This window comes from Lentzea aerocolonigenes (genome assembly GCF_000974445.1).
Classification (GTDB): Bacteria; Actinomycetota; Actinomycetes; order Mycobacteriales; family Pseudonocardiaceae; genus Lentzea; species Lentzea aerocolonigenes.
This window is the reverse complement of sequence record NZ_BBOJ01000007.1, coordinates 232,182-254,934: the sequence shown is the minus strand read 5'-3', so window position 1 is coordinate 254,934 and position 22,753 is coordinate 232,182. Positions and strand designations below refer to the sequence as shown.

General features: G+C 68.8%; 21 protein-coding genes and 1 pseudogene. 17 read left to right on the top strand and 5 right to left on the bottom strand.

Going from position 1 to position 22,753, the window contains the following annotated elements; translation table 11 throughout:
- The first annotated feature begins 356 nt into the window (after positions 1 to 356).
- Positions 357 to 1,433, top strand: a complete 1,077-nt coding sequence (locus AOM45_RS15755) for a homoserine dehydrogenase (protein WP_030473763.1) — start codon at positions 357 to 359, stop codon at positions 1,431 to 1,433.
- Complete coding sequence (locus tag AOM45_RS15750; RefSeq protein ID WP_201779978.1) at positions 1,426 to 2,859, top strand: aldehyde dehydrogenase family protein; 1,434 nt, start codon at positions 1,426 to 1,428, stop codon at positions 2,857 to 2,859. The genes AOM45_RS15755 and AOM45_RS15750 overlap by 8 nt, the downstream gene beginning before the upstream one ends.
- Here the strand turns inward: AOM45_RS15750 and AOM45_RS15745 are convergent.
- The 3 genes from AOM45_RS15745 to AOM45_RS15735 form a co-directional block, all read right to left on the bottom strand.
- Positions 2,828 to 3,319 carry an Lrp/AsnC family transcriptional regulator gene (locus tag AOM45_RS15745; protein ID WP_035913937.1) on the bottom strand — a complete coding sequence of 164 codons (492 nt, stop codon included), beginning with the start codon at positions 3,317 to 3,319 and terminating at the stop codon, positions 2,828 to 2,830. The two genes, AOM45_RS15750 and AOM45_RS15745, sit on opposite strands and share 32 nt — an antisense overlap.
- A gap of 37 nt (positions 3,320 to 3,356) precedes the next feature.
- On the bottom strand, positions 3,357 to 4,049 hold the full coding sequence (locus AOM45_RS15740) for an HAD hydrolase-like protein (protein ID WP_030473760.1): 693 nt from the start codon (positions 4,047 to 4,049) through the stop codon (positions 3,357 to 3,359).
- Between the two features lie 210 nt (positions 4,050 to 4,259).
- Positions 4,260 to 5,009 carry an IclR family transcriptional regulator gene (locus tag AOM45_RS15735; protein WP_030473759.1) on the bottom strand — a complete coding sequence of 250 codons (750 nt, stop codon included), beginning with the start codon at positions 5,007 to 5,009 and terminating at the stop codon, positions 4,260 to 4,262.
- Between the two features lie 153 nt (positions 5,010 to 5,162).
- On the opposite strand from AOM45_RS15735, the gene solA (AOM45_RS15730) reads away from it, so the two are divergent.
- The 11 genes and pseudogenes from solA (AOM45_RS15730) (at position 5,163) to aspA (ending at position 17,107) form a co-directional block, all read left to right on the top strand.
- Entirely contained in the window at positions 5,163 to 6,302 is a 1,140-nt protein-coding gene (gene solA / locus AOM45_RS15730; RefSeq protein ID WP_030473758.1) for an N-methyl-L-tryptophan oxidase, read from the top strand.
- A 28-nt stretch (positions 6,303 to 6,330) separates the two neighbouring features.
- Positions 6,331 to 7,470 (top strand): annotated as a pseudogene (gene solA, locus AOM45_RS15725) (N-methyl-L-tryptophan oxidase); the annotation flags it as partial.
- Positions 7,471 to 7,492: 22 nt separating this feature from the next.
- The gene (locus tag AOM45_RS15720; protein ID WP_030473756.1) at positions 7,493 to 8,464 is read left to right on the top strand and encodes a succinylglutamate desuccinylase/aspartoacylase family protein; all 972 of its coding nucleotides are present in this window, start codon (positions 7,493 to 7,495) and stop codon (positions 8,462 to 8,464) included.
- Positions 8,465 to 8,516: 52 nt separating this feature from the next.
- Positions 8,517 to 9,458, top strand: a complete 942-nt coding sequence (locus AOM45_RS15715; protein ID WP_059362504.1) for an ABC transporter substrate-binding protein — start codon at positions 8,517 to 8,519, stop codon at positions 9,456 to 9,458.
- A gap of 44 nt (positions 9,459 to 9,502) precedes the next feature.
- A complete protein-coding gene (locus tag AOM45_RS15710; RefSeq protein WP_059362501.1) occupies positions 9,503 to 10,384 on the top strand; it encodes an amino acid ABC transporter permease in 882 nt (293 codons plus the stop codon).
- Positions 10,381 to 11,148 carry an amino acid ABC transporter ATP-binding protein gene (locus tag AOM45_RS15705; protein WP_059362498.1) on the top strand — a complete coding sequence of 256 codons (768 nt, stop codon included), beginning with the start codon at positions 10,381 to 10,383 and terminating at the stop codon, positions 11,146 to 11,148. Before AOM45_RS15710 ends, AOM45_RS15705 begins: the two co-directional genes overlap by 4 nt.
- 38 nt (positions 11,149 to 11,186) lie before the next feature.
- A complete protein-coding gene (locus tag AOM45_RS15700) occupies positions 11,187 to 12,140 on the top strand; it encodes a succinylglutamate desuccinylase/aspartoacylase family protein (protein WP_030474261.1) in 954 nt (317 codons plus the stop codon).
- A complete protein-coding gene (locus tag AOM45_RS15695) occupies positions 12,137 to 13,585 on the top strand; it encodes an aldehyde dehydrogenase family protein (RefSeq protein WP_030474260.1) in 1,449 nt (482 codons plus the stop codon). Before AOM45_RS15700 ends, AOM45_RS15695 begins: the two co-directional genes overlap by 4 nt.
- Before the next feature lie 92 nt (positions 13,586 to 13,677).
- A complete protein-coding gene (locus AOM45_RS15690; RefSeq protein ID WP_030474259.1) occupies positions 13,678 to 14,343 on the top strand; it encodes a haloacid dehalogenase type II in 666 nt (221 codons plus the stop codon).
- Between the two features lie 19 nt (positions 14,344 to 14,362).
- Positions 14,363 to 15,646, top strand: coding sequence for an NAD(P)/FAD-dependent oxidoreductase (locus AOM45_RS15685; RefSeq protein WP_030474258.1), 1,284 nt, complete (start codon positions 14,363 to 14,365; stop codon positions 15,644 to 15,646).
- Positions 15,647 to 15,706: 60 nt separating this feature from the next.
- A complete protein-coding gene (gene aspA, locus AOM45_RS15680) occupies positions 15,707 to 17,107 on the top strand; it encodes an aspartate ammonia-lyase (protein WP_030474257.1) in 1,401 nt (466 codons plus the stop codon).
- A 4-nt stretch (positions 17,108 to 17,111) separates the two neighbouring features.
- Here the strand turns inward: aspA and AOM45_RS15675 are convergent, their stop codons facing one another.
- Positions 17,112 to 17,564: a flavoprotein gene (locus AOM45_RS15675; RefSeq protein WP_081902865.1), complete on the bottom strand. Its 453-nt coding sequence runs from the start codon at positions 17,562 to 17,564 to the stop codon at positions 17,112 to 17,114.
- Between AOM45_RS15675 and AOM45_RS15670 the strand changes: the two genes are divergently transcribed.
- The 4 genes from AOM45_RS15670 to AOM45_RS15655 all read left to right on the top strand — a co-directional run bounded on the left by AOM45_RS15670 (position 17,545) and on the right by AOM45_RS15655 (position 22,005).
- Positions 17,545 to 18,717, top strand: coding sequence for an ROK family transcriptional regulator (locus tag AOM45_RS15670; RefSeq protein ID WP_030474255.1), 1,173 nt, complete (start codon positions 17,545 to 17,547; stop codon positions 18,715 to 18,717). The genes AOM45_RS15675 and AOM45_RS15670 overlap by 20 nt on opposite strands.
- A 141-nt stretch (positions 18,718 to 18,858) precedes the next feature.
- A complete protein-coding gene (locus tag AOM45_RS15665; RefSeq protein ID WP_030474254.1) occupies positions 18,859 to 20,208 on the top strand; it encodes an aspartate aminotransferase family protein in 1,350 nt (449 codons plus the stop codon).
- 22 nt (positions 20,209 to 20,230) lie between these two features.
- Positions 20,231 to 21,274 carry a phosphotransferase gene (locus tag AOM45_RS15660; protein ID WP_030474253.1) on the top strand — a complete coding sequence of 348 codons (1,044 nt, stop codon included), beginning with the start codon at positions 20,231 to 20,233 and terminating at the stop codon, positions 21,272 to 21,274.
- A gap of 59 nt (positions 21,275 to 21,333) precedes the next feature.
- Positions 21,334 to 22,005, top strand: coding sequence for a GntR family transcriptional regulator (locus AOM45_RS15655; RefSeq protein WP_030474252.1), 672 nt, complete (start codon positions 21,334 to 21,336; stop codon positions 22,003 to 22,005).
- Positions 22,006 to 22,013: 8 nt separating this feature from the next.
- Here the strand turns inward: AOM45_RS15655 and AOM45_RS15650 are convergent, their stop codons facing one another.
- Positions 22,014 to 22,748 (bottom strand): SDR family NAD(P)-dependent oxidoreductase, encoded by a 735-nt coding sequence (locus AOM45_RS15650; protein WP_030474251.1) that lies wholly within the window; start codon positions 22,746 to 22,748, stop codon positions 22,014 to 22,016.
- Positions 22,749 to 22,753: the final 5 nt, after the last annotated feature.

The window sequence follows — 22,753 nt, the reverse complement described above, 5'->3', positions numbered from 1 at the left end:
CTTCTGCATTCTCTTCTCACATCGCTTGACCGCCCCTTTCGGGGTGGAGATTGTCGTGCCATAAATTAGCACGGCGTGCCACATAGTGGATTACATGAACGAGGAGGAACACTCCCACCTCCGCCGGGACGGCGCCAACCTCGTACTCACTCACCGGACGGCGCCCCGAGCTTTCCCCGTGGACGGGGGCTGCACGGCTTTCTGACTGCACCGTGCTGTGCGAACTGTCATCAGTCCGGCGCACATCGGCATGCTCTGTGAGCGTTGTGGAATGGAGCAGGTGACAGGCCTGGCGGCGAGGCTTTTGAGCATCCGCACCGCAGTCGGATGCGGTGGATCGCGAAGGAGCCTCTCACATGAGCCGATACGACCTGGCCCTCATCGGCTTCGGCGGCGTCAACCGCGCGCTCGCCGAACTGGTGTCCCAGCGCGGGGACCGCCTTGCCGAAGACTTGGGCTTCGCCCTGCGCGTCGTGGCGATCACCGATCTGAGGGCCGGTTCCCTGGTGGACACCGACGGCATCGATCTGGCGCCGCTGCTGGCCGCCGAGCCGGGGGAGCTGAACTTCGCGCGGCTGCCGGGCGGAAGCGCTGATCCACGCAACGAGTGGGTGATCCGCGACGTGCCGTCCGACATCGTCGTGGAGGCGACGTTCACCAACCCCGCCGACGGTGAGCCCGCCCTCTCGCACGTGCGCTGGGCTCTCGAATCCGGCAAGCACGTGTGCACCACGAACAAAGGACCGGTCGCCCTCGCCGGCAGGGCGCTCAAGGCGCTGGCTGCCGAGCACGGTGTCAGCTTCGAGTTCGAGGGCTCGGTGCTGAGCGGCACGCCCGTCCTGCGCACGGCCGAAAAACTGTTCGGCGGGCTGGAGATCACCGGCGTCGAAGGCATCATGAACGGCACGTCGAACTACGTCCTCGGCCGGATCGAGGAAGGTGTCGATCTGTCGGCGGCCATCGCGGAAGCGCAGGAACTCGGATACGCCGAAGCCGACCCCACCGCCGACATCGAGGGTCACGACGTTCAGCTCAAGGTCGTGATCCTGGCGAACGAGGTGCTCGGCGCCGACCTGCGTCGCGAGGACGTCTTCTGCGAGGGCATCTCCGCGATCACACCTGACGAAGTGCGGGACGCCGCCTCGAAGGCGTTGCGCTGGAAGCTCGTCGGCTCCGCCACCCGCAACGAGGACGGGAGCGTCGACGCCCGTGTCGCCCCGCTCGCCCTGCCCGCCCACCACCCGCTCGCGGGCGTGTCAGGCCCGGTCAACGCGGTTTCGTTCCACACCGACCTCCTCGGCACGGTCACGGTGTCCGGCCCTGGCGCCGGCCGCATCGAGACCGCCTGCGCCCTGCTCTCGGACATCATCGCCATCCACCAGCGTCACGCCACCGCCACGCGCCGCGTCCTCCAGGAGACCCACCTTGTCTGACACCATCACACACACCGGCGTCGAGGCCGGAGCCGAGATGGCGCCCGTGCGCAATCCCTACACCGGCGAGATCATCGCCTCGGTTCCCACCGTCGATGCCACCGCCATCGGCAGCGTCCTGCGGCAGGCCAGGCGCGGGCGGCGTGTCGCGGCCGCGTTGTCCCGCGCGTCCAGGGCCTCCGTCCTGGAACGTGCCTCCCGTCTGGTCGAGCAGCGCGCGGAGTCGTTCGCGCGGCTGATCGTGAGCGAGGCCGGCAAGACCATCACCCAGGCCCGCAAGGAAGTCGCCCGCGCCGTCAACACCCTCTCGCTGTCCGCGGCCGAGGCCCGGCGCAACGCCGGTGAGGTCATCCCGTTCGACTCCTATGAGGGCTCGGAGAACCGGCAGGGCTGGTTCACCCGCGAACCTCTGGGCATCATCGCAGCCATCACCCCGTTCAACGACCCGCTCAACCTGGTCGCCCACAAGCTCGGACCGGCCGTCGCGGGCGGCAACGCGGTCATCCTCAAACCGTCCGCCCTGACGCCGCTGTCCGCGCTGCGCCTGGTCGACACCCTCGTCGAGGCCGGCCTGCCGGAGGAGGTCGTCACCGTCGTCAACGGCGAGGCCGACATCGCCGCCGCGATCGTCTCCGTCCCCGACGTGCGCATGGTGTCCTTCACCGGCGGATTCGCCACCGGCGAGGCCATCTCCCGCACGGCCGGCCTGAAGAAACTCGCCATGGACCTGGGTGGCAACGCCCCGGTCATCGTGATGGACGACGCCGACCTCGACGAGGCGGTGGAGTCCTGCGTCTCCGGCGCGTTCTGGGCCGCGGGCCAGAACTGCATCGGCACCCAGCGAATCCTGATCGCCCACCAGGTCTACGAACGCTTCCGCGACGCTTTCGTCGCTCGCACTGAGTTGCTGAGGGTCGGAGACCCGCTCGACGAGCGCACCGACGTCGGCCCGATGATCACCAGGCAGGCCGCGCTCGCCATCCGGGCGAAGGTCCACGCGGCCGTGGAACGGGGCGCAATCCTGTTGTGCGGCAACGAGGTGAGTGGCTCGGTGTACAAGCCTGCCGTGCTGGAGGGTGTTCCGAGCACCAGTTCGATCTGGCAGGAGGAGGTGTTCGCGCCGGTCGTGGTGCTGCAGCCCGTCGAGTCCTTCGAGGACGCCATCGAGCAGGCCAACGCCATCGACTACAGCCTCCACGCGGGAATCTTCACCGCGCGCCTGGACCGAGCCCTGACCGCCGCCCGGCTACTGGAAGCCGGAGGAGTGATGATCAACGACTCGTCCGACTACCGGTTCGACGCCATGCCGTTCGGCGGGTTCAAGCACGGCAGCATGGGCCGCGAGGGCGTGCGCTTCGCCTTCGAGGAGATGACCCAGCCCAAGGTCGTGTGCGTCAACCATCTCCGGGCGGGCTCCCGGTTGTAGTCGGCGCCGCCGAACCTCGCCCTGCTCCTCGCGTGCGGTTCACCACCGAGGACAGGGTGAGCGCGGTGACGGTGTCACGGACGCCGGGCATCTCGGCGATGTCTTCCCAGATGTCCCGCAGCCGCTGCAGCGTCGCCGCCTCCAGACGCACCATGATGTCGAAGTCGCCGCTGAGGACCTCGCAGATCACGACCTCCGGGATGCGTTTGAGCGCGGCCAGCACATCGCCGCCGCGCATGCGGTCCTGGCGGTAGATGAGCACGAGCGCGGAAACGATGTCGCCGGAGTCGTCGCCGGCCCGGACGATGGTGTAACCGGCGATGTGTCCCTGGCGCTCCAGTCGTTCGATGCGCTGGCGCACCGCGTTGCGGGACAGCAGCACTCGACCGGCCAGCTCGGCGTGCGAGATGCGGGCGTTGCGGGTCAGCTCGGCGATGATCTTCTCATCGACACTGTCCATGGTGGACGGAACCTTCCGCGATGTTGGCGAGAGCAGGTCAGGAAAGGGCGCGCGACAGGAGGTCCCGCTCCGGTCGGCCCGACGGCATCAGCAGCCGGGTCAATGCCTGTGGCGAGTCGACAGTCGCGTGGGCGTTCACCGACTCGTCAGGGGTTCCGTAGCCCCACAGCACGCGGACTGCGGGGATGCCTTCGGCTGCGGCGCTCAGCACGTCGTAGCCGCGGTCACCCACCATCAGCGGCCGCGAGACGTCGACGCCCTGCTCCCGCATGCGCCGCAGGCACTCACGGATGACATCACGCTTGGTGGCCCGGCCCGCCGCGTCTGACGTGCCGCACACGGTCGTCAGATGTGTGGTCAGGTCGTGGTGTTCGATGATCCGCTCAGCCTGGTCCTCGACCTTCGACGTCGCCACGCCCAGCGGGAAGCCGCCTGCGGCCAGCGTCTCCAACAGGCTGGGAATCCCGTCGTAGACCCGGCTGTTCAGCGCGCCTCTCGCCGCGTAGTCCGCTCGGTACAGCCGCAGAGCGCGTTCGGCGGTCGGCTCGTCAAGGCCGACGACCTCCCGGAACGTCTGGCGCATCGGCGGGCCGACGAAGCTCCGCAAGGTGTCGCTGTCGGGCACGGGAACGCCGATCGCCGTCAACGTGGCGGCGACGCTCGCGGTGATGCCGGCCGCGGAGTCCACCAGCGTGCCGTCGAGGTCCAGCAGCAGACAGGTGGGCTTCACGGTGTGCTCCTCAACTTCGTCGGAACCGCGTGCCACATTGTGCAACGACGTTCCAGATTACGGCACATCATGGTGGCAATGGAGTCCGAAGAGGTCAAGGGCGCACGTGTCACACAGGTTCAAGTCGGCTCGGTGCGGATTGGCGACGCGCACAAGGCCGGCCCTTCACGTTCGTCGGTGAAGGGCCGTTCATTGCCGTGTGGGTGACGTTCAGGCGCTCCGGCGTTCCGTGGCTTCCTTGGCCGCGTCGGCGACCATGCGGCCCCACTCGGGCAGCCGGTTCGGGTCGAAGCGGGAGTCGGGCATGGAGACCGCGACGGCGGCGAGCGGAGTGCCGTCCTCCTCCAGGACGGGCGCGGCGACGGCACAGATGCCGGGCCGGTACTGGTTGTGGTTGACCGCGTAGCCGTCGGTGCGGATCCGGTCGAGCTCCGCGCACAGTTCGTCGGGGTCGGTCGGGGTCGTGTCGGTGAACCGCTCCAGCCCGTGCGCGATGAACTCGTCCACTTCGGACGCCGGCAGCTGGGCCAGGACGGCGCGTCCGGCCGCAGTGGCGTGCAGGGGCGAGGTGTCGCCGATGGCGTGGAAGGTTCGCACGGGGTGGTCGCAGTCGACGCGGTCCACCACGACCATGCTCTGCAGGACGTCCGGCACCGACAGGTGGATCGTCTCGTTCAGCGCGTCGCGCAGGCGGACCATCGGCTCGTGCGCGACCGCCAGCAGGCTGGAGCCCTGCAGAGCGGCCGGCCGCACAGCCAGGACGCGGGCGCCGATCTCCCAGCGGGTGGTGTCCTTGCGGCTGGCTCGCAGCCAGCCGGCTTCCGCCAGGGTGACCAGGGTGCGTTGCACGGTCGACTTCGGCAGGCCGAAGAGCTTCGTCAGCTCCCCGACCGTGACCGGCTGATGCTGGGCGACCGCTTCCAGGACGCGCAACGACCTGGTGACGCTCTTCATCTCCATCCGGTCACCCCCATTAACTCTCTGAATTTCCTGTGAACACCCTCTTGACTCCCCTCGATGCCGGTGTCATGGTTCGTGCCAGATCCTAGCACGACGTTCCACATTGTGGCACGAGCCCTCTTGAGGGGCCCGCGAATCGAAAGGACAGGTCCTGTGTCAGCTGCCAGGAAGCGCGTCGCCGTCGTCGGTGTGGGAACGATGGGCAGTCAGGCCGCCTGGCGGCTGGCAGCCCGTGGCGCCGAGGTCGTCGGTTACGACCGGTTCGCCCCCGGCCACGACCGCAGCGCCGCCGGTGGCGAGACCCGGATCTTCCGCAGCGCGCACTTCGAGGACACCCGGTACGTGCCGCTGCTCCAGCACGCCGACGTCCTGTGGGAGCAGTTGCAGCAGGAGACCGGCCGGGAGTTGCGCCGGCTCACCGGATGTCTGCTCATGGGGTCCCCCGAGGGACAGCAGATGGCCACCGTCCTCGAGTCCATCGCCGAGCACGGCCTCGACCACGATGTTCTCGACGCCGAGTCCCTGGCCAAGCGGTTCCCGCAGTACCGGCTCGACGAAGGTGACGCGGTCGTGCTCGATCGGCGCGCCGGCTTCATCCGCCCTGAACTGACCATTCAGACCGCCGCCCGTCACGCCGAGCAGCTGGGTGCCGTGATTCACCGCTACACCCCGGTCCGCGAGATCGTCCCCGTCGCGAACGGCGTGGAGATCCGCACCGACACCGGCAGCGAGCACTTCGACGCCGCCGTCGTCACCCCCGGCCCCTGGGTCAACGACCTCCTGCCCGACCTGCCGTGGGAGGTGGACGTTCGCCGGGTGATCAGCGCCTGGTTCATGTCCACCACTCCCGACGCCTGGTTCGGGGAGGAGCGCCCCGCCTTCATCCGCACCTCACCCACCCACTGCTACGGCCTGCCCTCCCCGGACGGTGTGTCGGTCAAGCTCGGCCTCTCCCAGGCCCTGCACCGCCTCGCGGACGACCCGAACCAGCTGGACCGGACGGTGCAGCCGGAAGAGCTCGAGATCTACCGCGAGCTGATCGGCCGCTACCTGCCCGACCTGTGCCCCGACCCGACCCGCCTGGCCGTCTACATGGAGGGCTACACCGAGAGCAGCCGCCCGCTGGTCGGTCCGCTGCCGGGCAACGAGAACGTGATCCTGCTCGCCGGTTTCTCCGGCCACGGCTTCAAGCTCGCGCCGGCCTTCGGCGACATCGCCGCGGATCTGGCGCTGAACGGCTCCTCGGCTCAGTCCATCGACTTCATCTCGACCGCCGACCGCGTCGCGGCCTGAGGCGTCCCGCACCCACCGACAAGGAAACGACATGGCCAGCAAGAAACGAGTCGCCGTCGTCGGGACGGGCACGGTGGGCAGTCAGGCCGCCTGGCGACTGGCGGCACGGGGTGCCGAGGTTGTCGGCTACGACCGGTTCGCTCCCGGTCACGACCGCGGTGCCGCCGGTGGTGAGACCCGTGTCTTCCGCAGCGTGCAGACGCACGACAGCCGCTACGTACCGCTCGTGCAGCACGCGGACGCCCTGTGGAAGCAGCTGCAGGCGGAGACCGGGCGGGAACTGCGCCGCCTCACGGGTGCCCTGGTCTGGGGTCCGGCCGACGACCCGCACATGCGCACCGTCGTGGACGGCATCGCCGAGCACGGCCTCGACCACGAGGTGATCGACGCCGAGGCGATGGCCAAGCGGTTCCCGCAGTTCCGCGTCGACGACGGCGACCTGGTGATCCTCGACTGCCACGCCGGCTACATCCGCCCGGAGCTCACGGTCCAGACCGCGGCTCGGCGTGCCGAGGAGCTGGGAGCCCGGATCCGCCGCTACACGCCGGTGCGCGAGGTCGCTCCCGTCGCCGGGGGAGGCGTGGAGATCCGCACCGACACCGGCACCGAACGCTTCGACGCCGCGGTCGTCACCCCCGGCCCGTGGGTGGGCGATCTGTTGCCCGACTTGCCGTGGGAGGTGAGCATCTGCCGCGCGATCAGCGCCTGGTTCCTGCCGCACGAGGATCCCTCGGCAGACGCGGAGCGTCCCGCCTTCATCCGTTGTGGCGAGGACTCTTTCTACGGCATCCCGTCTCCGGACGGCCTGACCGTGAAGCTCGGCCTGCCCCAGACCCACCACCAGCCGGTCGACGACCCGAACCGGCTGAACCGGACCGTCGCACCGGAGGAACTGGAGACGTTCACGGCGGTGCTGCGGCGACACCTGCCCGGGTTGAACCCCGACCCGGTGCGCGTGTCGGTCTTCATGGAGGGCTACACGCACAGCAACCTGCCGTTGGTCGGCCCTGTGCCCGGCTGCGACGACGTCGTCCTGCTGGCCGGTTTCTCCGGTCAGGGTTTCAAGCTCGCGCCCGCCATGGGCGACATCGCCGCGGACCTCGTTCTGGAGGGCCGCACCTCCCAGCCGATCGACTTCGTCACCACCCACGCCCGCACCGTGGCCTGAGCCCGAACGAGGTAAGCGAGACATGAACCTGACCATCGGTCCGCTGAGTGCGGAGCCCGGCCAGAAGACCCGCGGGAGTCTGACCGCTGATCTCGGCAGCACGACGGTGGACGTTCCTCTGATCCTCATCAACGGCTCGCGGCCCGGCCCCAGGGTCGTGCTCACCGGTGGTGTCCACGGCGGCGAGTTCATTCCCCTCGACGCCACCGCCCGCCTGGCCGGGCTGCTGGAACCGGACGACGTCGCCGGCCAGGTGGTGATCTGCCCCGTGGCCAACCCGGCGGCCGTCTACGGCGGGCGGCTCAACATCTCCCCGTTGGACGGCATCAACATCAACCGAGTCTTCCCCGGCGACCCCGGCGGCGGCCCCACCGAGCGGATGGCGGCCTGGTTGTTCGAGCACCTGATCGACGGCGCCGACGCCTACGCGGACCTGCACAGCGGTGGCATCGACCAGTACCTGCTCGACTTCGTCGGCTACCGCCTGACCGGCGACGACGCGCTGGACGCGAAGAACAGGGCAATGGCCCGCGCGGTCGGCTACGAGCGGGCCATCTTCGGCACCAGCCCGGACGGCGGCAACAGCCACGCCGCGGCGAACCGGCGGGGTGTTCCCGCGATCCTGATCGAGACCGGGCAACTCGGCGACCGGGAGCCCGCCACCGTCCGCAGGCTGCTCGACGGCCTGTACCGGCTGCTGCACCACCTCGGCGTCGTCGAGGCACCGCAGAACCTCGCACCGGTGACCGCGCAGCCGCGCGACTGGATCTGGACGGGCGAGGTCGAGTCCGAGGTCACCGGCCTCTGGTACCCGGACGCCGTCACCGGCGACGAGGTCACCGAGGGACAGACCATCGGCCGCGTCGTCGACCCGGTCGACGGCGCCGAGCACAAGATCACCGCCGTCTCCTCCGGAACGGTCATCTACCACATGAACGGGCTGTCCGTCCGTCCCGGCACGCACCTCGCCGCCATCGCCACCCCTCACCACTGACAGACATCACGCCCGCCCCTGGCGTGCTTTCCCTTTGAGTAGGAGCAAACCCATGCGAGTCAGCAGAAGCTTGAGCGCAACGATCGTCTCGACGGCCTTGGCCGTCACGCTCGCCGCTTGCGGGTCGACTGGCGCTCCTCAGAGCGCTCCGCAGAGCGGTGAGCCCGGCCAGTTGGTCGAGCACACCGATGACATCTCGGTCGGCGTACAACCGGATCCGGCCGTGGTGAAGCTGCTGCCCGAGGCGGTGAAGGCCAAGGGCACGCTCTCGGTGCCGATGGACCTGTCGGCCCCGCCCACCACGTTCATGGCGACGGACAACAAGACGCCGATCGGGTTCAACCCGGACATGGCGCGACTCATCGCCGCCAAGCTCGGGGTGAAGCTGCAGATCCAAAACGTCAAGTTCGACACGATCATCCCGGGTCTGCAGGGCGGCCGGTTCGACTTCACCGCGTCCACCATGGGCGCCACGGCGGAGCGGCTGAAGGTGCTCGACATGGTCAACTACTTCCAGACCGGCACCGGCGTCGCGGTCCCCAAGAGCAACCCGCAGAAGCTGGCCGTCCATGAGTTGTGCGGGCGTCGTGTCGGCGTGCAGTCCGGCAGCACGCAGGAGCTCAAGTGGCTGCCGCAGCTGACCGAGAAGGACTGCACGAGCCAGGGCAAGCCCGCCATCACGGGCGTGACGCTGCCGAGTGTCACCGACGCGCTGACCCAGTTGTCCTCCAAGCGTCTCGACGCGGTGATGTACGACTTCACCTCGCTCGCCTGGGCGGCCAAGCGGCAGCCGAACGTGCTGGAGGTCCTCCCGGAACGCGTGGTCACCACGAATGTGAACGTGGCGCTGCCCAAGGGTTCTCCGCTGACCCCGGCGGTTCAGGCGGCGATTCAGTCCATCATCGACAGTCCGAAGTACGCCGAAGCGCTTGACCGCTGGGGCTTCCAGGGCCTGGGCATCAAGACCGCGGCGCCGGCCGTCCCACTGGGGTGATGATGTCCACCAATACGATCGGTTCACCTACCAGGAGTCGGCCGGTGTCCGAACTGTTGCCGGAACAGAAGAAGCGGATCACGCCGAAGCGTCCGCGCGACTACGTGTCTTGGGCGGTCGCGATCGCGATCGTCGGCGGCCTGGTCACCACGACGGTGACGAACGAGAACTACCAGTGGCCGGTGGTGTTCAGCTACTTCACCACCGAGGCCATTCTGGACGGTCTGGTCCTCACGCTGGTCCTGACCGTGGCCAGCATGGTGCTGGGCACGCTGCTCGGGTTGCTGCTCGCGGTGATGCGGATGTCGCACCAGGCACCGATCTCCGGCCTGGCCCGGCTCTACATCACGTTCTTCCGCGGCACACCGGTGCTCGTGCAGCTGATCTTCTGGTTCAACATCGCCGCGCTCTACCCGAACATCACCATCGGCATCCCCTTCACCGACATCTCCACACCGGTGGACATGAACGCCCTGATGACTCCGCTGACCGCGGCCATCGTCGGTCTGACGCTGAACCAGGCCGCCTACATGGCCGAGATCATCCGCGGCGGGTTCGCCTCGGTGAACCGCGGCCAGTACGAAGCCGCTGACTCCCTGGGCATGAGCGGTTTCACCAGGCTCCGCCACGTGATCATCCCGCAGACCATGCCCGCGATCATCCCCGCCACCGGCAACCAGGTCATCGGCATGCTCAAGGAAACCTCCCTGGTCAGCGTGCTCGGCGTGGCCGAACTGCTCAACAGCGCACAGTCGATCTACGCCCGCACTTACCAGACCATTCCGCTGCTGATCGTGGCGAGCCTCTGGTACCTGATCATGACAATGGCGCTGAGCGTGCCGCAGTCGATGATCGAACGCCGTTTCTCCCGTTCGACCCGCAGGCCTGCCCCGGTGGCCGTCGCGACGAAGGAGTCGTTGCTGTGAAAGCCGACGGAACGATCGTGGCACGCCAGTTGTGCAAGAGCTTCGGACATCACGAGGTCCTGCGCGGGATCGACCTGACCGTCAAGGCCGGCGAGATCTCCTGCATCATCGGCCCCAGCGGGTCCGGGAAGTCCACGTTGTTGCGGTGTGTCAACGGGTTGGAGACCATCGACCGCGGTGTGCTGCGAGTCAACGGCGAGGACTTCGGCTACGTCGAGAAGGAACGTGCCTACCACGCTCTGCGTCCGCAACGGCTGGCCGAGCAGCGCTCCCACATCGGCATGGTGTTCCAGCAGTTCAACCTGTTCCCCAACATGACCGCCGAGGACAACGTCATGTCCGGGCCGGTACTGGTCAAGAAGATCAGCCGCAAGGTCGCCAAGGAACAGGCCCAGAGACTCCTGGCCCAGGTCGGGCTCGCCGGGTGCGGCCACAAATACCCCGCCCAGCTCTCCGGCGGCCAGCAACAACGCGTCGCCATCGCACGGGCACTCGCGATGGAGCCCAGCATCATGCTGTTCGACGAACCCACCAGCGCACTCGACCCCGAACTCGTCGGCGAAGTCCTCGCCGTCATGCGCGACCTCGCCCACCACGGCATGACCATGCTCGTCGTCACCCACGAGATGGGCTTCGCCCGCGACGTCGCCGACGAGGTGCTGTTCATGGACGGCGGAGTCGCCGTGGAACGCGGTGACGCGCGTGAGGTGCTCGCCAACCCCCGCGAAAAACGAACCCAGGAGTTCCTGGAACGGGTGCTGTAGTCGCCCCGCGTCTGAACCACTCATTGGGAAGGAACCACATGTACTCCATCGGTCCGCTGACCGTCTCGCCGGGGGAGCGCGCCCAGGGCCTCATCCCGGTCGGCACCAGCAGTTACGGCGTGGAGCTCGGCATTCCGCTGATCGTCGTCAACGGCGCCCAGGACGGCCCGGTCCTCTGTGTGGACGCGGGCGTGCACGGCGACGAGTACGACGGCCAGGAGGCCATCCGGCGCGCGCTCGCCGAGCTCGACCCGGCCACCCTGCGGGGCACCGTCGTCGGCATCCCGTGCATGAACACCCCGGCGTTCGAGGCGGCCGCCCGTGCGAGCGGCATCGACCACCTGAACCTCAACCGCATCTTCCCCGGCGACCCGGACGGCTCCTACTCGCAACGGCTGGCCGCCAAGTTCGTCGAGGCGGTCGTCCCCGTTGTCGACGCCGTGGTCGACCTGCACACCGGTGGCGCCTACGGCGAGATCGCCCCGTTGGTCATCCTCCAGGGCGGTTACGAGGACCTGGCGACGGACATCGCCCTGGCCGCCGGGCACGAGCTGGTTTGGAAGGGCGGCAAGTGGGGCGGCACGGTCCGCCATCCCGTGCTCGCGGCCGGCAAGCCCGCCATCACCATCGAGTGCGGTGGCGCCACCTACCGCGAGGCCAACGTCGAGCGGCACCTTCACTCGATCCGCAACATCCTGCGCAGCCTGAAGATGATCGACGGCGAGGTGGAGCTGCGGGACGTCTACACGGCGGTTTCGGGCACGTTCGCCCGTTCCAACGCCGGCGGGTTCTTCGTCAGCCACTCCGAGCCGGGCGACACCTGCAAGGAAGGCGACCTGATCGGCCAGATCGTGGACCACTACGGCAACACGCTCGAAGAGGTGCGCGCCGACTGGGACGGGATCGTGCTGTGGGTGCGCCGCATCCGCACCGTGCGCCCCGGCGACGAGGTCGTCATCTTCGGTGCGGTCGAAGGCGAGATCAAGCCATGAACGTCACCGAGCTGCTGATCGACGGCAAGCGGGTGCCCGCGGCCGACGGTCGCACCTTCACCGTCGTGGACCCGGCCTTGGGCGACCCGATCGCCGAGGTTTCGTTGGCGGGCAAGGCGGACGTGGACGCTGCGGTCGCCGCCGCTCGTGCCGCGTTCACCGCTCCCGAGTGGGCGGGCATGCGCGCGGCGGACCGCGGTCGGCTGCTCTACCGGATCGCCGAGGCCATCAGGGCCGATGTCGAACGGCTGGCGCGGCTGGAGAGCCTCGACGTGGGCAAGCCGCTGAAGCAGGCCAGGGCCGACGTCGAGGCCGCCGCGCGGTACTTCGAGTTCTACGCGGGCTTCGCGGACAAGCTCGGTGGCTCCACCATCCCGCTGGGACCGGGCCTGATCGACTACACCGTGCGCGAGCCGATCGGCGTGTCCGGGCAGATCATCCCGTTCAACTACCCGTTGCAGAACACCGCGCGGGGGAGCGCTCCCGCGCTCGCGGCCGGCTGCACGGTGGTGCTGAAGCCGTCGCCGGAAGCACCTCTGACGCCGCTGGAGATCGCCCGGATCGCGCTGGAGTGCGGTCTGCCGCCGGGGGTGCTCAACGTCGTGCCCGGTGACGGCGAGACCGGTGCGGCGCTGGCCGGGCATGCCGGCATCGACCAGGTGACGTTCACCGGGTCGGTGGCGACCGGGATCAAGGTCGCCCAGGCCGCCGCCGAGAACGTGGTGCCGTCGGTCGTCGAGCTGGGTGGCAAGTCACCGGTCGTCGTGTTCGCCGACGCCGACTTCGACCTGGCGCTGGGTGCCATCGCGGCCTCGGCGTTCGGAAACGCGGGCCAGACCTGCTCGGCCGGAACCCGGCTGCTGTTGCAGCGCGGTGCCGAGGAGTTCCTGGACCGGCTGGCGGCCCACGCGAACGCGCTGCGCGTGGGCCCCGGACTCACCGACCCCGACGTCGGGCCGCTCGTCTCGGCACGCCAGCGCGACAAGGTGCTGGGATACCTGGACGTCGCCCGCGAGGAGGGTGCGACGGTCCGTGCGGGCGGTGGCGAACCGGCGGACCTGACGCTGCGCCGCGGCTACTACGTCGCGCCGACCGTCCTTTCCGGACTGACCAACCAGCACCGGGTCGCCCGTGAGGAGATCTTCGGTCCCGTCGTGACCGTCATCGAGTTCGACGACGTCGAGGACGCGCTGGAGATCGCCAACGACAGCCCGTTCGGCCTGTCGTCGTACGTGTGGACGCGGGACATCGACAAGGCCCTGCGAATGGCGCACGGCATCCGTGCCGGCCAGGTCAACGTCAACGCCACCGGCGTCGGCACCGGCGTGGAACTGCCCTTCGGCGGCTACAAGCACAGCGGCTGGGGCCGCGAGAAGGGCCTGGAGGGGCTGGACAGCTACACGCAGACCAAGAACGTCTGCATCGGCTTCGGGAACCGCACCTGAGCAACCGCGCGCTGGTAGCACTGCCCGCCGCCGGCTCCGTCATCAGCGTGACCCCCGGCGACCGGGTGGTCTGAGAAAGAGGATTGGACATCATGCGTCAGATCGTCACCTTCGACGCCTATGCGACCCTGATCAACTTCGAGCTCGCCCCGACCACCCTGAAGGTGCTGGCCGACCGGCTGGACCTGGACGGGCTGGACGTCGACGAGTTCCTGGACGACTTCCGGGTCATGCGCTTCCAGGCCGTCCTGGAGGCCTACCGGCCCTACCACGAGATCCTGCACTCCAGCCTGCGCAACGCCATGCGGCTGCACGGCCTGGAGTACCGCGAGTCCGACGGCGACGCCCTCGTCGAGGCCGTCCCGACCTTCGGGCCCTGGCCCGAGGTGCCCGAGGCGTTGCGGGCGCTGAAGAAGAAGTACGAGATCGCGATCATCTCCAACACCGACGACAACCTCATCGCGCGCAACGTCGAGAACATCGGCGTCGAGTTCGACTACGTGATCACCGCGCAGCAGGCCAAGGCGTACAAGCCGGACCGGCAGACGTTCGAGTACGCCTTCCAGACCATGGACGTCGACCCGAGCCAGGTGATCCACGTCGCGCAGGGCTGGGAGTACGACCACATCCCCACCAGGGACCTCGGTCTGAATCGCCGCGTGTGGATCAACCGCTACGGCCGTCGCGGCAGCAGCGACTACCAGCCCTACGACGAGCTGCCCGACCTGTCGGGGCTGCCCGCTCTGCTCGGCTGCTGACACCGGAGGAACCGCCGCCATGAAACAGATCCCCTACTGGCTCGACACCGCCCCGCAACGGCCCGACCGCTCGGGCAAGCCACTTCCCGAGAGCGCGGACGTGGTGGTCATCGGCGGCGGTCTCACCGGCCTGTCGACCGCCTACCACGCGGCCCGCAAAGGCGCGTCCGTGGTGCTGGTCGAGAAGGACCAGATCGGCTCCGGTGCGTCCGGCCGCAACGGCAGCATGTGCACGCAGGGCATCACGATCCCGCCCGGCGAGGCCCGCAAGCGGTACGGCCAGGAGCGTGCTCTTGAGCTGTACAACGCCTTCCGCGACGCCGTGGACCTCGTCGAGGACCTGACGCTGAGGGAGCAGATCGACTGCGACTTCACCCGCGCCGGGCGCCTCGGCCTGGCCTGCAAGCCCAAGCACTTCGAGCACCTGCAGGCCAAGCAGCGCGAACTGGCCGAGAACTTCGGTCACGAGACGGTCGTGCTGAGCAAGAGCGACCTGCGGGCCGAGATCGGTTCGGACTACTACCACGGCGCTCTGCTCGACCCGCTCAGCGCGGGCCTGCACGTGGGCAAGTTCGTCGGCGGCCTCGCGGACGCCGCCGAACGCGCCGGTGCGCAGATCCACGAGCGCAACGCCGCCACCGGCCTCACCCGCCTGCCCGGCGGCGGCTTCGTGGTGGAGACGATGCACGGCACCATCCGCGCCAAGCAGGTCATGGCGGCGACGGACGCCTACACCGACAAGTCGATGCCGTGGTTCCGCAAGCGGCTCATCAACGTCGGCAGCTTCATCATCGTCACCGAGCCGCTGGGTGAGGCGCGCGCCAAGGAGCTCATCCCCAACGGCCGCCTGCTGGTCGCCCACAAGAACGTCGGCCACTACGTCCGCCTCACCCCGGACAACCGCCTCGCGTTCGGTGGCCGGGCCCGTTTCGCACCCTCCAACCCGGCTTCCGACATCAAGAGCGGCGACATCCTCAAACGGGAGATGACGGAGATCTTCCCGCAGCTGGCCGGGGTGCGGATCGACTACGTGTGGGGAGGCATGGTCGGCTTCTCCTGGGACCGCATCCCGCACGCGGGGGAGATCGACGGCCTGTACTACTCCATGGGCTACTGCGGCCACGGCGTCCAGATGGCGACCTACATGGGCCGTGCGGTCGCCGACATGATGGACGGCAAGCCGGAGGCCAACCCGTTGCGCGGCCTCGGTTTCCCGAAGGTTCCCGTGCCGTTCTACAACGGCACCGCCTGGTTCCTGCCGTTCGGTGGCGCCTACTACAAGGCCAAGGACCGCTGGAGCTGACACCGCTCGGCCTTCCGCGACCGCCCCCGTCGCGGAAGGCCCTCCTTCCGAAGGACTGCCATGACTGCCGCGGACTCTCGAAGAGAGCACGACCTGCTCGGCGACCGCGACGTGCCCGCCGAAGCGTACTGGGGCGTGCACACGTTGCGCGCCAAGGAGAACTTCCCGATCACCGGCACGCCGATCTCCTCCTACCCGCACCTGGTGGGGGCAATGGCCGCGGTCAAGGAAGCCGCGGCGCTCGCCAACGAGGAGCTCGGCCTGCTCGACTCGGTGAAGGCCGCCGCGATCACCGAGGCGTGCCGCGAGATCCGGGCGGGCAAGCTGCTCGACCAGTTCGTCGTGGACGTGATCCAGGGCGGAGCCGGCACCTCGACGAACATGAACGCCAACGAGGTCGTGGCGAACCGCGCGCTGGAACTGCTCGGCCACGAGAAGGGCGAGTACTCGAACCTGCACCCCAACGAGGACGTCAACCTCGGGCAGTCCACGAACGACGTGTACCCCACGGCCGTGCGGATCGCGACGATCTTCGCCGTGCGCGGCCTGCTGGACGCGATGTCGGTTTTGCAGGAAGCCTTCGCCCGCAAGGCGGTCGAGTTCCGCGACGTCCTGAAGATGGGCCGCACGCAGCTGCAGGACGCGGTGCCGATGACCCTGGGGCAGGAGTTCTCCACCTACGCCGTCATGCTCGACGAGGACCGCGCCCGGCTCGCCGAGGCGGTCCTGCTGATCCACGAGATCAACCTGGGCGCCACCGCGATCGGCACCGGCCTCAACGCCGCGCCGGGCTACGCGGAGGCGGCCCGCCGCCACCTCGCCGCGATCACCGGGCTGGAGTTGGTGACAGCCGCGAACCTGGTCGAGGCCACCCAGGACTGCGGCGCGTTCGTGCAGATGTCCGGTGTGCTGAAACGGATCGCCGTCAAGCTCTCCAAGACCTGCAACGACCTGCGCCTGCTCTCGTCCGGTCCGCGCGCGGGTTTCGGCGAGATCAACCTGCCGCCCGTGCAGGCCGGTTCGTCGATCATGCCGGGCAAGGTCAACCCGGTGATCCCCGAGGTCGTCAACCAGGTCGCGTTCGAGGTGATCGGCAACGACGTCACGATCACCATGGCGGCCGAAGCGGGCCAGCTGCAGCTCAACGCCTTCGAGCCGATCATCCTGCACTCGCTGTCGGAGTCGATCACGCACCTGCGCGCGGCCTGTCTCACTCTGGCCGAGCGGTGCGTGGACGGCATCACCGCCAACACCGAGGTGCTGCGGGCGGCCGTCGAGAACTCCATCGGTCTGGTCACCGCGCTCAACCCCCACATCGGGTACAACGCGGCGACCGACATCGCCAAGGAAGCGCTCGCCACCGGCAGGGGAGTGGCGGAACTGGTGCTGGAGAAGGGATTGCTGCCGGCGCAGACGCTGGCCGACCTGCTGCGGCCGGAGGTGGTGGCGGGCAGCGCTTGAGGTATCAGTCGGCGCCGGTGCTGAAGGATTTCACGGCCGACAACGCCGCACCCCAGGGACAGGAGTCCATGGCCTGGCCATCCGTCCGCGGCGGATGTGGCACGAACCCACCCTCACCGAACAGCACGGTCACGTCCGACTCGCGCAACTCGTCGACGCTGCGCCGGAACGGACGGTTGTTCGCAAGCGCGGTGTTCACGAACGGCAGCACCGCGAGCGGGACACCGAGCCCGGTCAGCTCAGCGAGCTGGGTGAGCAGGCAGGTGTCGGCGATACCAGCCGCCCACTTGTTGATCGTGTTGTACGTGGCGGGTGCGACGACGACCGCGGTGGCCTTCGGGAGCGCCGGTTGCCCTGCTTCGTCCGAGTTCCTGGGGCCGGGCGAACACCACCATTTGTTCCAGTTCCAAACTAAAATCTTTGCTATGGTAACCAGGGTGACGATCAACCCGACCACGCGCGACTACAACAAAGCATCCGTCCTCGACGTCGTTCTCGCCCAGGCGCCCTTGACGCGCAACAAGCTCATCGAGCTGACGGGCCTGAGCAAGGCCACGGTGTCCAGGGCGGTGGAGGAGCTGCGGGCCGACGGCTTCGTCGTGGACGGCGGGGTCGACGCGGTCGCCGGTCGTGGCCGGCCGTCCACCTACCTGGACATCCCCGGCACCACCGGGCACGTCGTCGGCGTGAGCTTCGGTGCGCAGACCACCGGTGTTCTCGCGACCGACCTGAGGGGACGCGAGATCCAGCACGTGATCGTGCCCACCGCGAACCACGACGACGTCGGCCAGGCCGCCGCCTGGCTGGCCGGTCTGATCGCCGGCGCCCGCCAGTCCGCGGCTGGGCCGTTGCGGCAGGTCGTCGTGGCCGTGCCCGGCCGGGTCCGCGACGGTGCCGAGATCTTCGGCCCGGCCGAGTCGATGACCTACCTCGCCGGCTCCGGCCTGCAGCGCGCGCTGGCGGACCTGCTCGGCGCCCCGGTGCTGCTCGACAGCGACGCGAACGCGTCCTTGCTGGGCGTCCTCGCCGACGACGTCACGATCAGGAACGCGGCACTCTTCAGCGTCAGCAGCATGCTCAGCTTCGCCTGCTGCACCGACCGCGCGCTTGCTCGCGGGAGCACTCCCTCGTTCGGTGGCGTCGGCGTGCTCTCCTCCGGAGTGCACGACAAACCCCTCGAAAAGCTGCTGAGCACGGGAGGGCTGCTCGCGTTCGCGCATGAGCGGGGACTGGGGATGGAACGCATCGACGACCTCTGGGGCGAGGCGCGCCACGACGAGGTGCGCGCGGCGGTGGTGGAGGCGTTCACCACGGCGTTGGTGACGGCTGTGACCACCGTCGTCGTGACCCTGGACCCTGAGTCGATCTTCTTCGTGGGCAGGTTGCGCGCGCTGGTCGAGGAAGTCCTGCCCGAGGTGCGCAGGCGCCTCGAGGAGCGCCTTCCCTCCGTTCCGCGGGTCACGGTCGCCACGCAGGTGCTGGGGCTGTCGACCGCACGCGGCGCGGGGTACTCGTGTCTGACGCTGGCTCAGGCCCGGTTGCGGGAGGCTCTGCTCGACGCACGTCGTCAAGCGCCGCGTGCGGAGCAGCAGCCCGCGCCCGCGTTCTGAGCCACGCTCGCGATGAAGGGTCCCTTCATCCACCTGACGTGGATGAAGGGACCCTTCATCGCTTATAAAGTTTCAGTTTGGAACTGGAACTAAAAGTGGTACGGTCAGGTCACCTGCGGAACCAGAGGAAAGTGACGGCCGATGACTACGACACTGAGCCGGGCGATCGCCGGCTACCCGAACCGTTTCGACCCGGCCGTGCTGGACGCGCTCCCCGACCGTCTCCAGGACACGATCCGGCGCCGGACCGAGGTGCTGGGACCCGGCTACACCCTCATCTACCGCACACCGGTCGAGTTCGTCTCCGGTCACGGCGCTCACCTGATCGACCGCGACGGCAACGACTACCTCGACGCCTACAACAACGTCCCGTGCGTCGGGCACGCGCACCCGCACGTGGTGGAGGCCGTCACCCGGCAGATGTCGGCGGTCAACATCAACACGCGCTACGTCCAGGACTCGCTGGTGGACTACGCGGAACGGCTGCTCGCGACCTTTCCCGCGGAGCTGTCGAAGCTGAGCATCGCGTGCAGCGGCTCGGAGGCGAACGACCTCGCGATGCGCGTGGCCAGGTTCCACACCGGCGGTGAGGGCATCATCGCGACGCGCTGGGCCTACCACGGCATCACGCGTGAGGTCGCGAGCTTCTCGCCGACCCTGGGCACAGGATCTCCACTGGGGCCGAACGTCAGGCTGATCGACCCGCCGGACCCACGGCTCGTCGCGCCGGGGTCGACGCTGGCCGACCACATGCGTGCGCAGGTCCGTGGCGCCATCGACGACCTGGAGCGTCACGGTTACCGGCTCGCCGCCCTGGTCACGGACGGGGCGTACAGCAGTGACGGGATCTTCACCGACCCGGTCGGCTACCTGAAGGCGATGATCGAGGAGGTGCACGCGGCCGGCGGTGTCTACATCGCCGACGAGGTGCAGTCCGGGTTCGCCAGGCTCGGGGAGTCCATGTGGGGCTTCGCGCGCCACGGCGTGGTGCCGGACATCGTGACCATGGGCAAGCCGATGGGCAACGGGCTGCCGGTCTCCGGCGTCGTCTTCCGCCCGGAGGTCTCCGACGAGTTCGGGCGCAACGTCCGCTACTTCAACACCTTCGGCGGCAGCTCGATCCCGGTGGCGGCGGCCGCCGCGGTGCTGGACGTCTTCGAGCAGGAGAACGTCCAGCAGAGCGTCCTCGACAACGGTACGGCCCTGCGCGCCGGGCTCGAGGAGATCACGCGGGAGTCGCCGTACGTCGCCGAAGTCCGCGGCTGCGGTCTCTACGTCGGCGTCGAGCTCGTGAAGGACCGGGAGACGCGCGAACCCCACCGTGCGCTCGCCGAGGACGTCATCAACGATCTGCGTGACCGGCGGGTGCTCATCAGCGGCACCGGCCCCAAGGCGAACGTGCTGAAGATCCGTCCGCCGCTTGCGTTCGACGCTGCCGACGTGACCCGGTTCCTGGAGACCTTCGCCCAGGTCGCGCAGGACCGGCTGTAACGGCTGATCGAAGGGACACACCGTGACCATCCCACCGCTGGCGGACTCCGGCAGGCGCCTCATGGTCGACAGTGGACTGGCGTCGGCCCACGAGCCTGTCGACGTCACGCTCGTGGAGACGCTCCTCGAACAGCACTACCGGCTGCGCGGGCGGCTCAAGCGGCTGGCCACGGAGAAGGACGACACCTTCCGGCTCACGACCGGCTCTGGTGACCACCTCGTGAAGGTGTCGCCGCCGGGCGAGGACGAGAGCGTTGTCGACCTGCAGACCGCCGCGATGCGCTTCCTCGAGGACACCGCTCCTGAACTGCCGGTCCAGCGCGTGCGGCTGACCGTCGACGGGCACGACAGCGTGGCCGTCGGAACGCGCATCCTGCGGGTGTTCGGCTTCGTCGCCGGCCCGGTCTGGGCCGGGGCGAACCGCGACGCGCGGCAGCTCGCCGCGGCGGGCGAGATGCTGGGCCGCATCGACGTGGCACTCGCAGGATTCGCGCACCCCGCCGACGGGCGAGGGCTGGCGTGGGACATCAAGCACTTCCACCACCTGACCGGGCTGGTCACGCACACGCCGGACGCCGGGCACCGCCGGCTGGCAGGGGAAGTGTCCCGGCTGTTCGGCGAGATCGTCGTACCGCGCCTGAGCGGCCTGGAGACACAGGTGATCCACGGCGACTACAGCCCCTACAACGTGGTCGTAGACCCGCACGGCGAGCCGTTCGTGACCGGCGTCATCGACTTCGGTGACACGGTGCGCAGTGCCCTGATCTTCGACCTCGCCGTGCCCATGGCCAACCTGCTCGGCCGCGGCCAGGAGAACCCCTGGCAGGACGCCTGCGCCTTCCTGAAGGGCTACGAGCGCGTCCGGCTGGTCGAGGACTCGGAACTCGCACTCCTGCCCGTCGCCGCGCTGGCCCGGCTGACGCTACGCGCGTTGATCACGAACTGGCGCGCGCAGCGTGTCCCACAACGGCGCGAGTACCTCCTGGCCCACGCCAAGGACGACTGGACCAACGTCGAGCAGGCGCTCGCTGTGGCCCTCGACGAGGTCGTCGCCCAACTCCGCTGAAACCTGACCGCCGCCAAGCCGGTATAGTCGACAATAGACAAAGGGGAGGCGGCGGGGGAATGGACCGCAAGTTCGAGTGGATCGAAGACCGGACGACGACGCCGGACGGCGTCTACCGCGTGCTGCGTGCCGCCATTCTCGACGGGACCGTGCCTCCCGGCGGGCAGCTGCGGGAGGCGCACATCGCCGCGGATCTCGGCATCAGCCGGTCCCCGCTGCGCGAGGCGCTCACCAAGCTGGAGGAGGAGGGGCTCATCGTCAAGATCCCCTACCGCGGGGCGTTCGTCGCGGAGGTGAGCGCTCGGGACGTCGCCGAGATCGACGCGATCCGCCTGCTCGTCGAGCCGTACGCCGCAGAGCTCTCGGCCGAGGCGTTGCGCGGTTCCGAGCGGTCGAGGTTGCTGCAGACCGTCGAGGACCTCCACCAGGCCTTGGCGAAGAACGACATCGCGGCCAGCGTCGACGCGCACCTCGGCTTCCACCGGCTCTTCTACGACCTCTCCGGCAGTGGCGCTCTGCAGAACCTGTGGAACGGCTGGGAGACGAAGCTGCGGCTCTACCTCAGCGTCGATCACCAGACCTACAGCGACCCGCGCGAGCTGGCTGTCGAGCACGAGAGGCTGGCCGCGGTCGCGCTGGAGGGCTCCATCGACGAGTTCCGCAAGGAGTTGGCCGCCCACTTCCAGACAGGGCTCAGCGGCCACGCCGAGGTTCATCCCCGGCAGGCGTGAGGCCATGCTCAGAACGCGGTGTATCCGCCGTCGACAGGTAGCACCGCTCCGGTGATGTAGGTCGACTCCGAGGACGCCAGGAAGAGCACCGCGTCGGCGACCTCCTCCGGAGTGGCGAGGCGCTGGAGCGGGATCTGGGACTCGCGCTCGCGGCGGTAGGCCTCGGGGTCGGCACTGCGCTGGATGGACGCCTCGATGATCGGCGTGACGGTCAGGCCGGGGGCGACGACGTTGACGCGGATGTTGCGTGCCGCCCACTCGATCGCGGCGCCCTTGGCGAGCATGATCAGACCACCCTTGGCCGCGGAGTACAGGACTTCGCCCGCCTTGCCGACCATGCCGAGCCGTGAGCCGACACAGACGAACGACCCTCCCGCGGCGGGCATCAGCGGCGCGAAGTGCTTCATCACCAGGAACGCGCTGAGCAGGTTGCTGTCGAGCACGTTCTTCGCCGCCTCGCAGCTCATCTCGGTGAGCGGGCTGCTCGCCTGCAGGCCGTGGTTGAGGACGACGACGTCGACGGTGCCGAACGACTCGGCGGCCTGACGGGCGAGGGCTTCGACGAACGCCTCGTCGTTGAGATCGCCGGGGACGTACAGGTCGTCGGGCTGGGCCGTGTCGAGCCGCTCCCTGCGGCTGGTGAGCAGCAGTCGTGCGCCCTCGCGGCGGAAGCGGGAGCTCACGGCCTCGCCGATGCCGCTGCCGGCACCGGTCACCAGGGCCGTCACGTGGTCGAGTCTCATGTCGG

Bases quoted from the DNA above. Each gene is read 5' to 3' on its own strand.
- AOM45_RS15755 (WP_030473763.1), top strand. From the start codon at position 357: ATGAGCCGATACGACCTGGCCCTCATCGGCTTCGGCGGCGTCAACCGC.
- AOM45_RS15745 (WP_035913937.1), bottom strand. From the start codon at position 3,319: ATGGACAGTGTCGATGAGAAGATCATCGCCGAGCTGACCCGCAACGCC.
- AOM45_RS15735 (WP_030473759.1), bottom strand. From the start codon at position 5,009: ATGGAGATGAAGAGCGTCACCAGGTCGTTGCGCGTCCTGGAAGCGGTC.
- AOM45_RS15720 (WP_030473756.1), top strand. From the start codon at position 7,493: ATGAACCTGACCATCGGTCCGCTGAGTGCGGAGCCCGGCCAGAAGACC.
- AOM45_RS15715 (WP_059362504.1), top strand. From the start codon at position 8,517: ATGCGAGTCAGCAGAAGCTTGAGCGCAACGATCGTCTCGACGGCCTTG.
- AOM45_RS15700 (WP_030474261.1), top strand. From the start codon at position 11,187: ATGTACTCCATCGGTCCGCTGACCGTCTCGCCGGGGGAGCGCGCCCAG.
- AOM45_RS15695 (WP_030474260.1), top strand. From the start codon at position 12,137: ATGAACGTCACCGAGCTGCTGATCGACGGCAAGCGGGTGCCCGCGGCC.
- AOM45_RS15690 (WP_030474259.1), top strand. From the start codon at position 13,678: ATGCGTCAGATCGTCACCTTCGACGCCTATGCGACCCTGATCAACTTC.
- AOM45_RS15685 (WP_030474258.1), top strand. From the start codon at position 14,363: ATGAAACAGATCCCCTACTGGCTCGACACCGCCCCGCAACGGCCCGAC.
- aspA (WP_030474257.1), top strand. From the start codon at position 15,707: ATGACTGCCGCGGACTCTCGAAGAGAGCACGACCTGCTCGGCGACCGC.
- AOM45_RS15665 (WP_030474254.1), top strand. From the start codon at position 18,859: ATGACTACGACACTGAGCCGGGCGATCGCCGGCTACCCGAACCGTTTC.
- AOM45_RS15655 (WP_030474252.1), top strand. From the start codon at position 21,334: ATGGACCGCAAGTTCGAGTGGATCGAAGACCGGACGACGACGCCGGAC.
- AOM45_RS15650 (WP_030474251.1), bottom strand. From the start codon at position 22,748: ATGAGACTCGACCACGTGACGGCCCTGGTGACCGGTGCCGGCAGCGGC.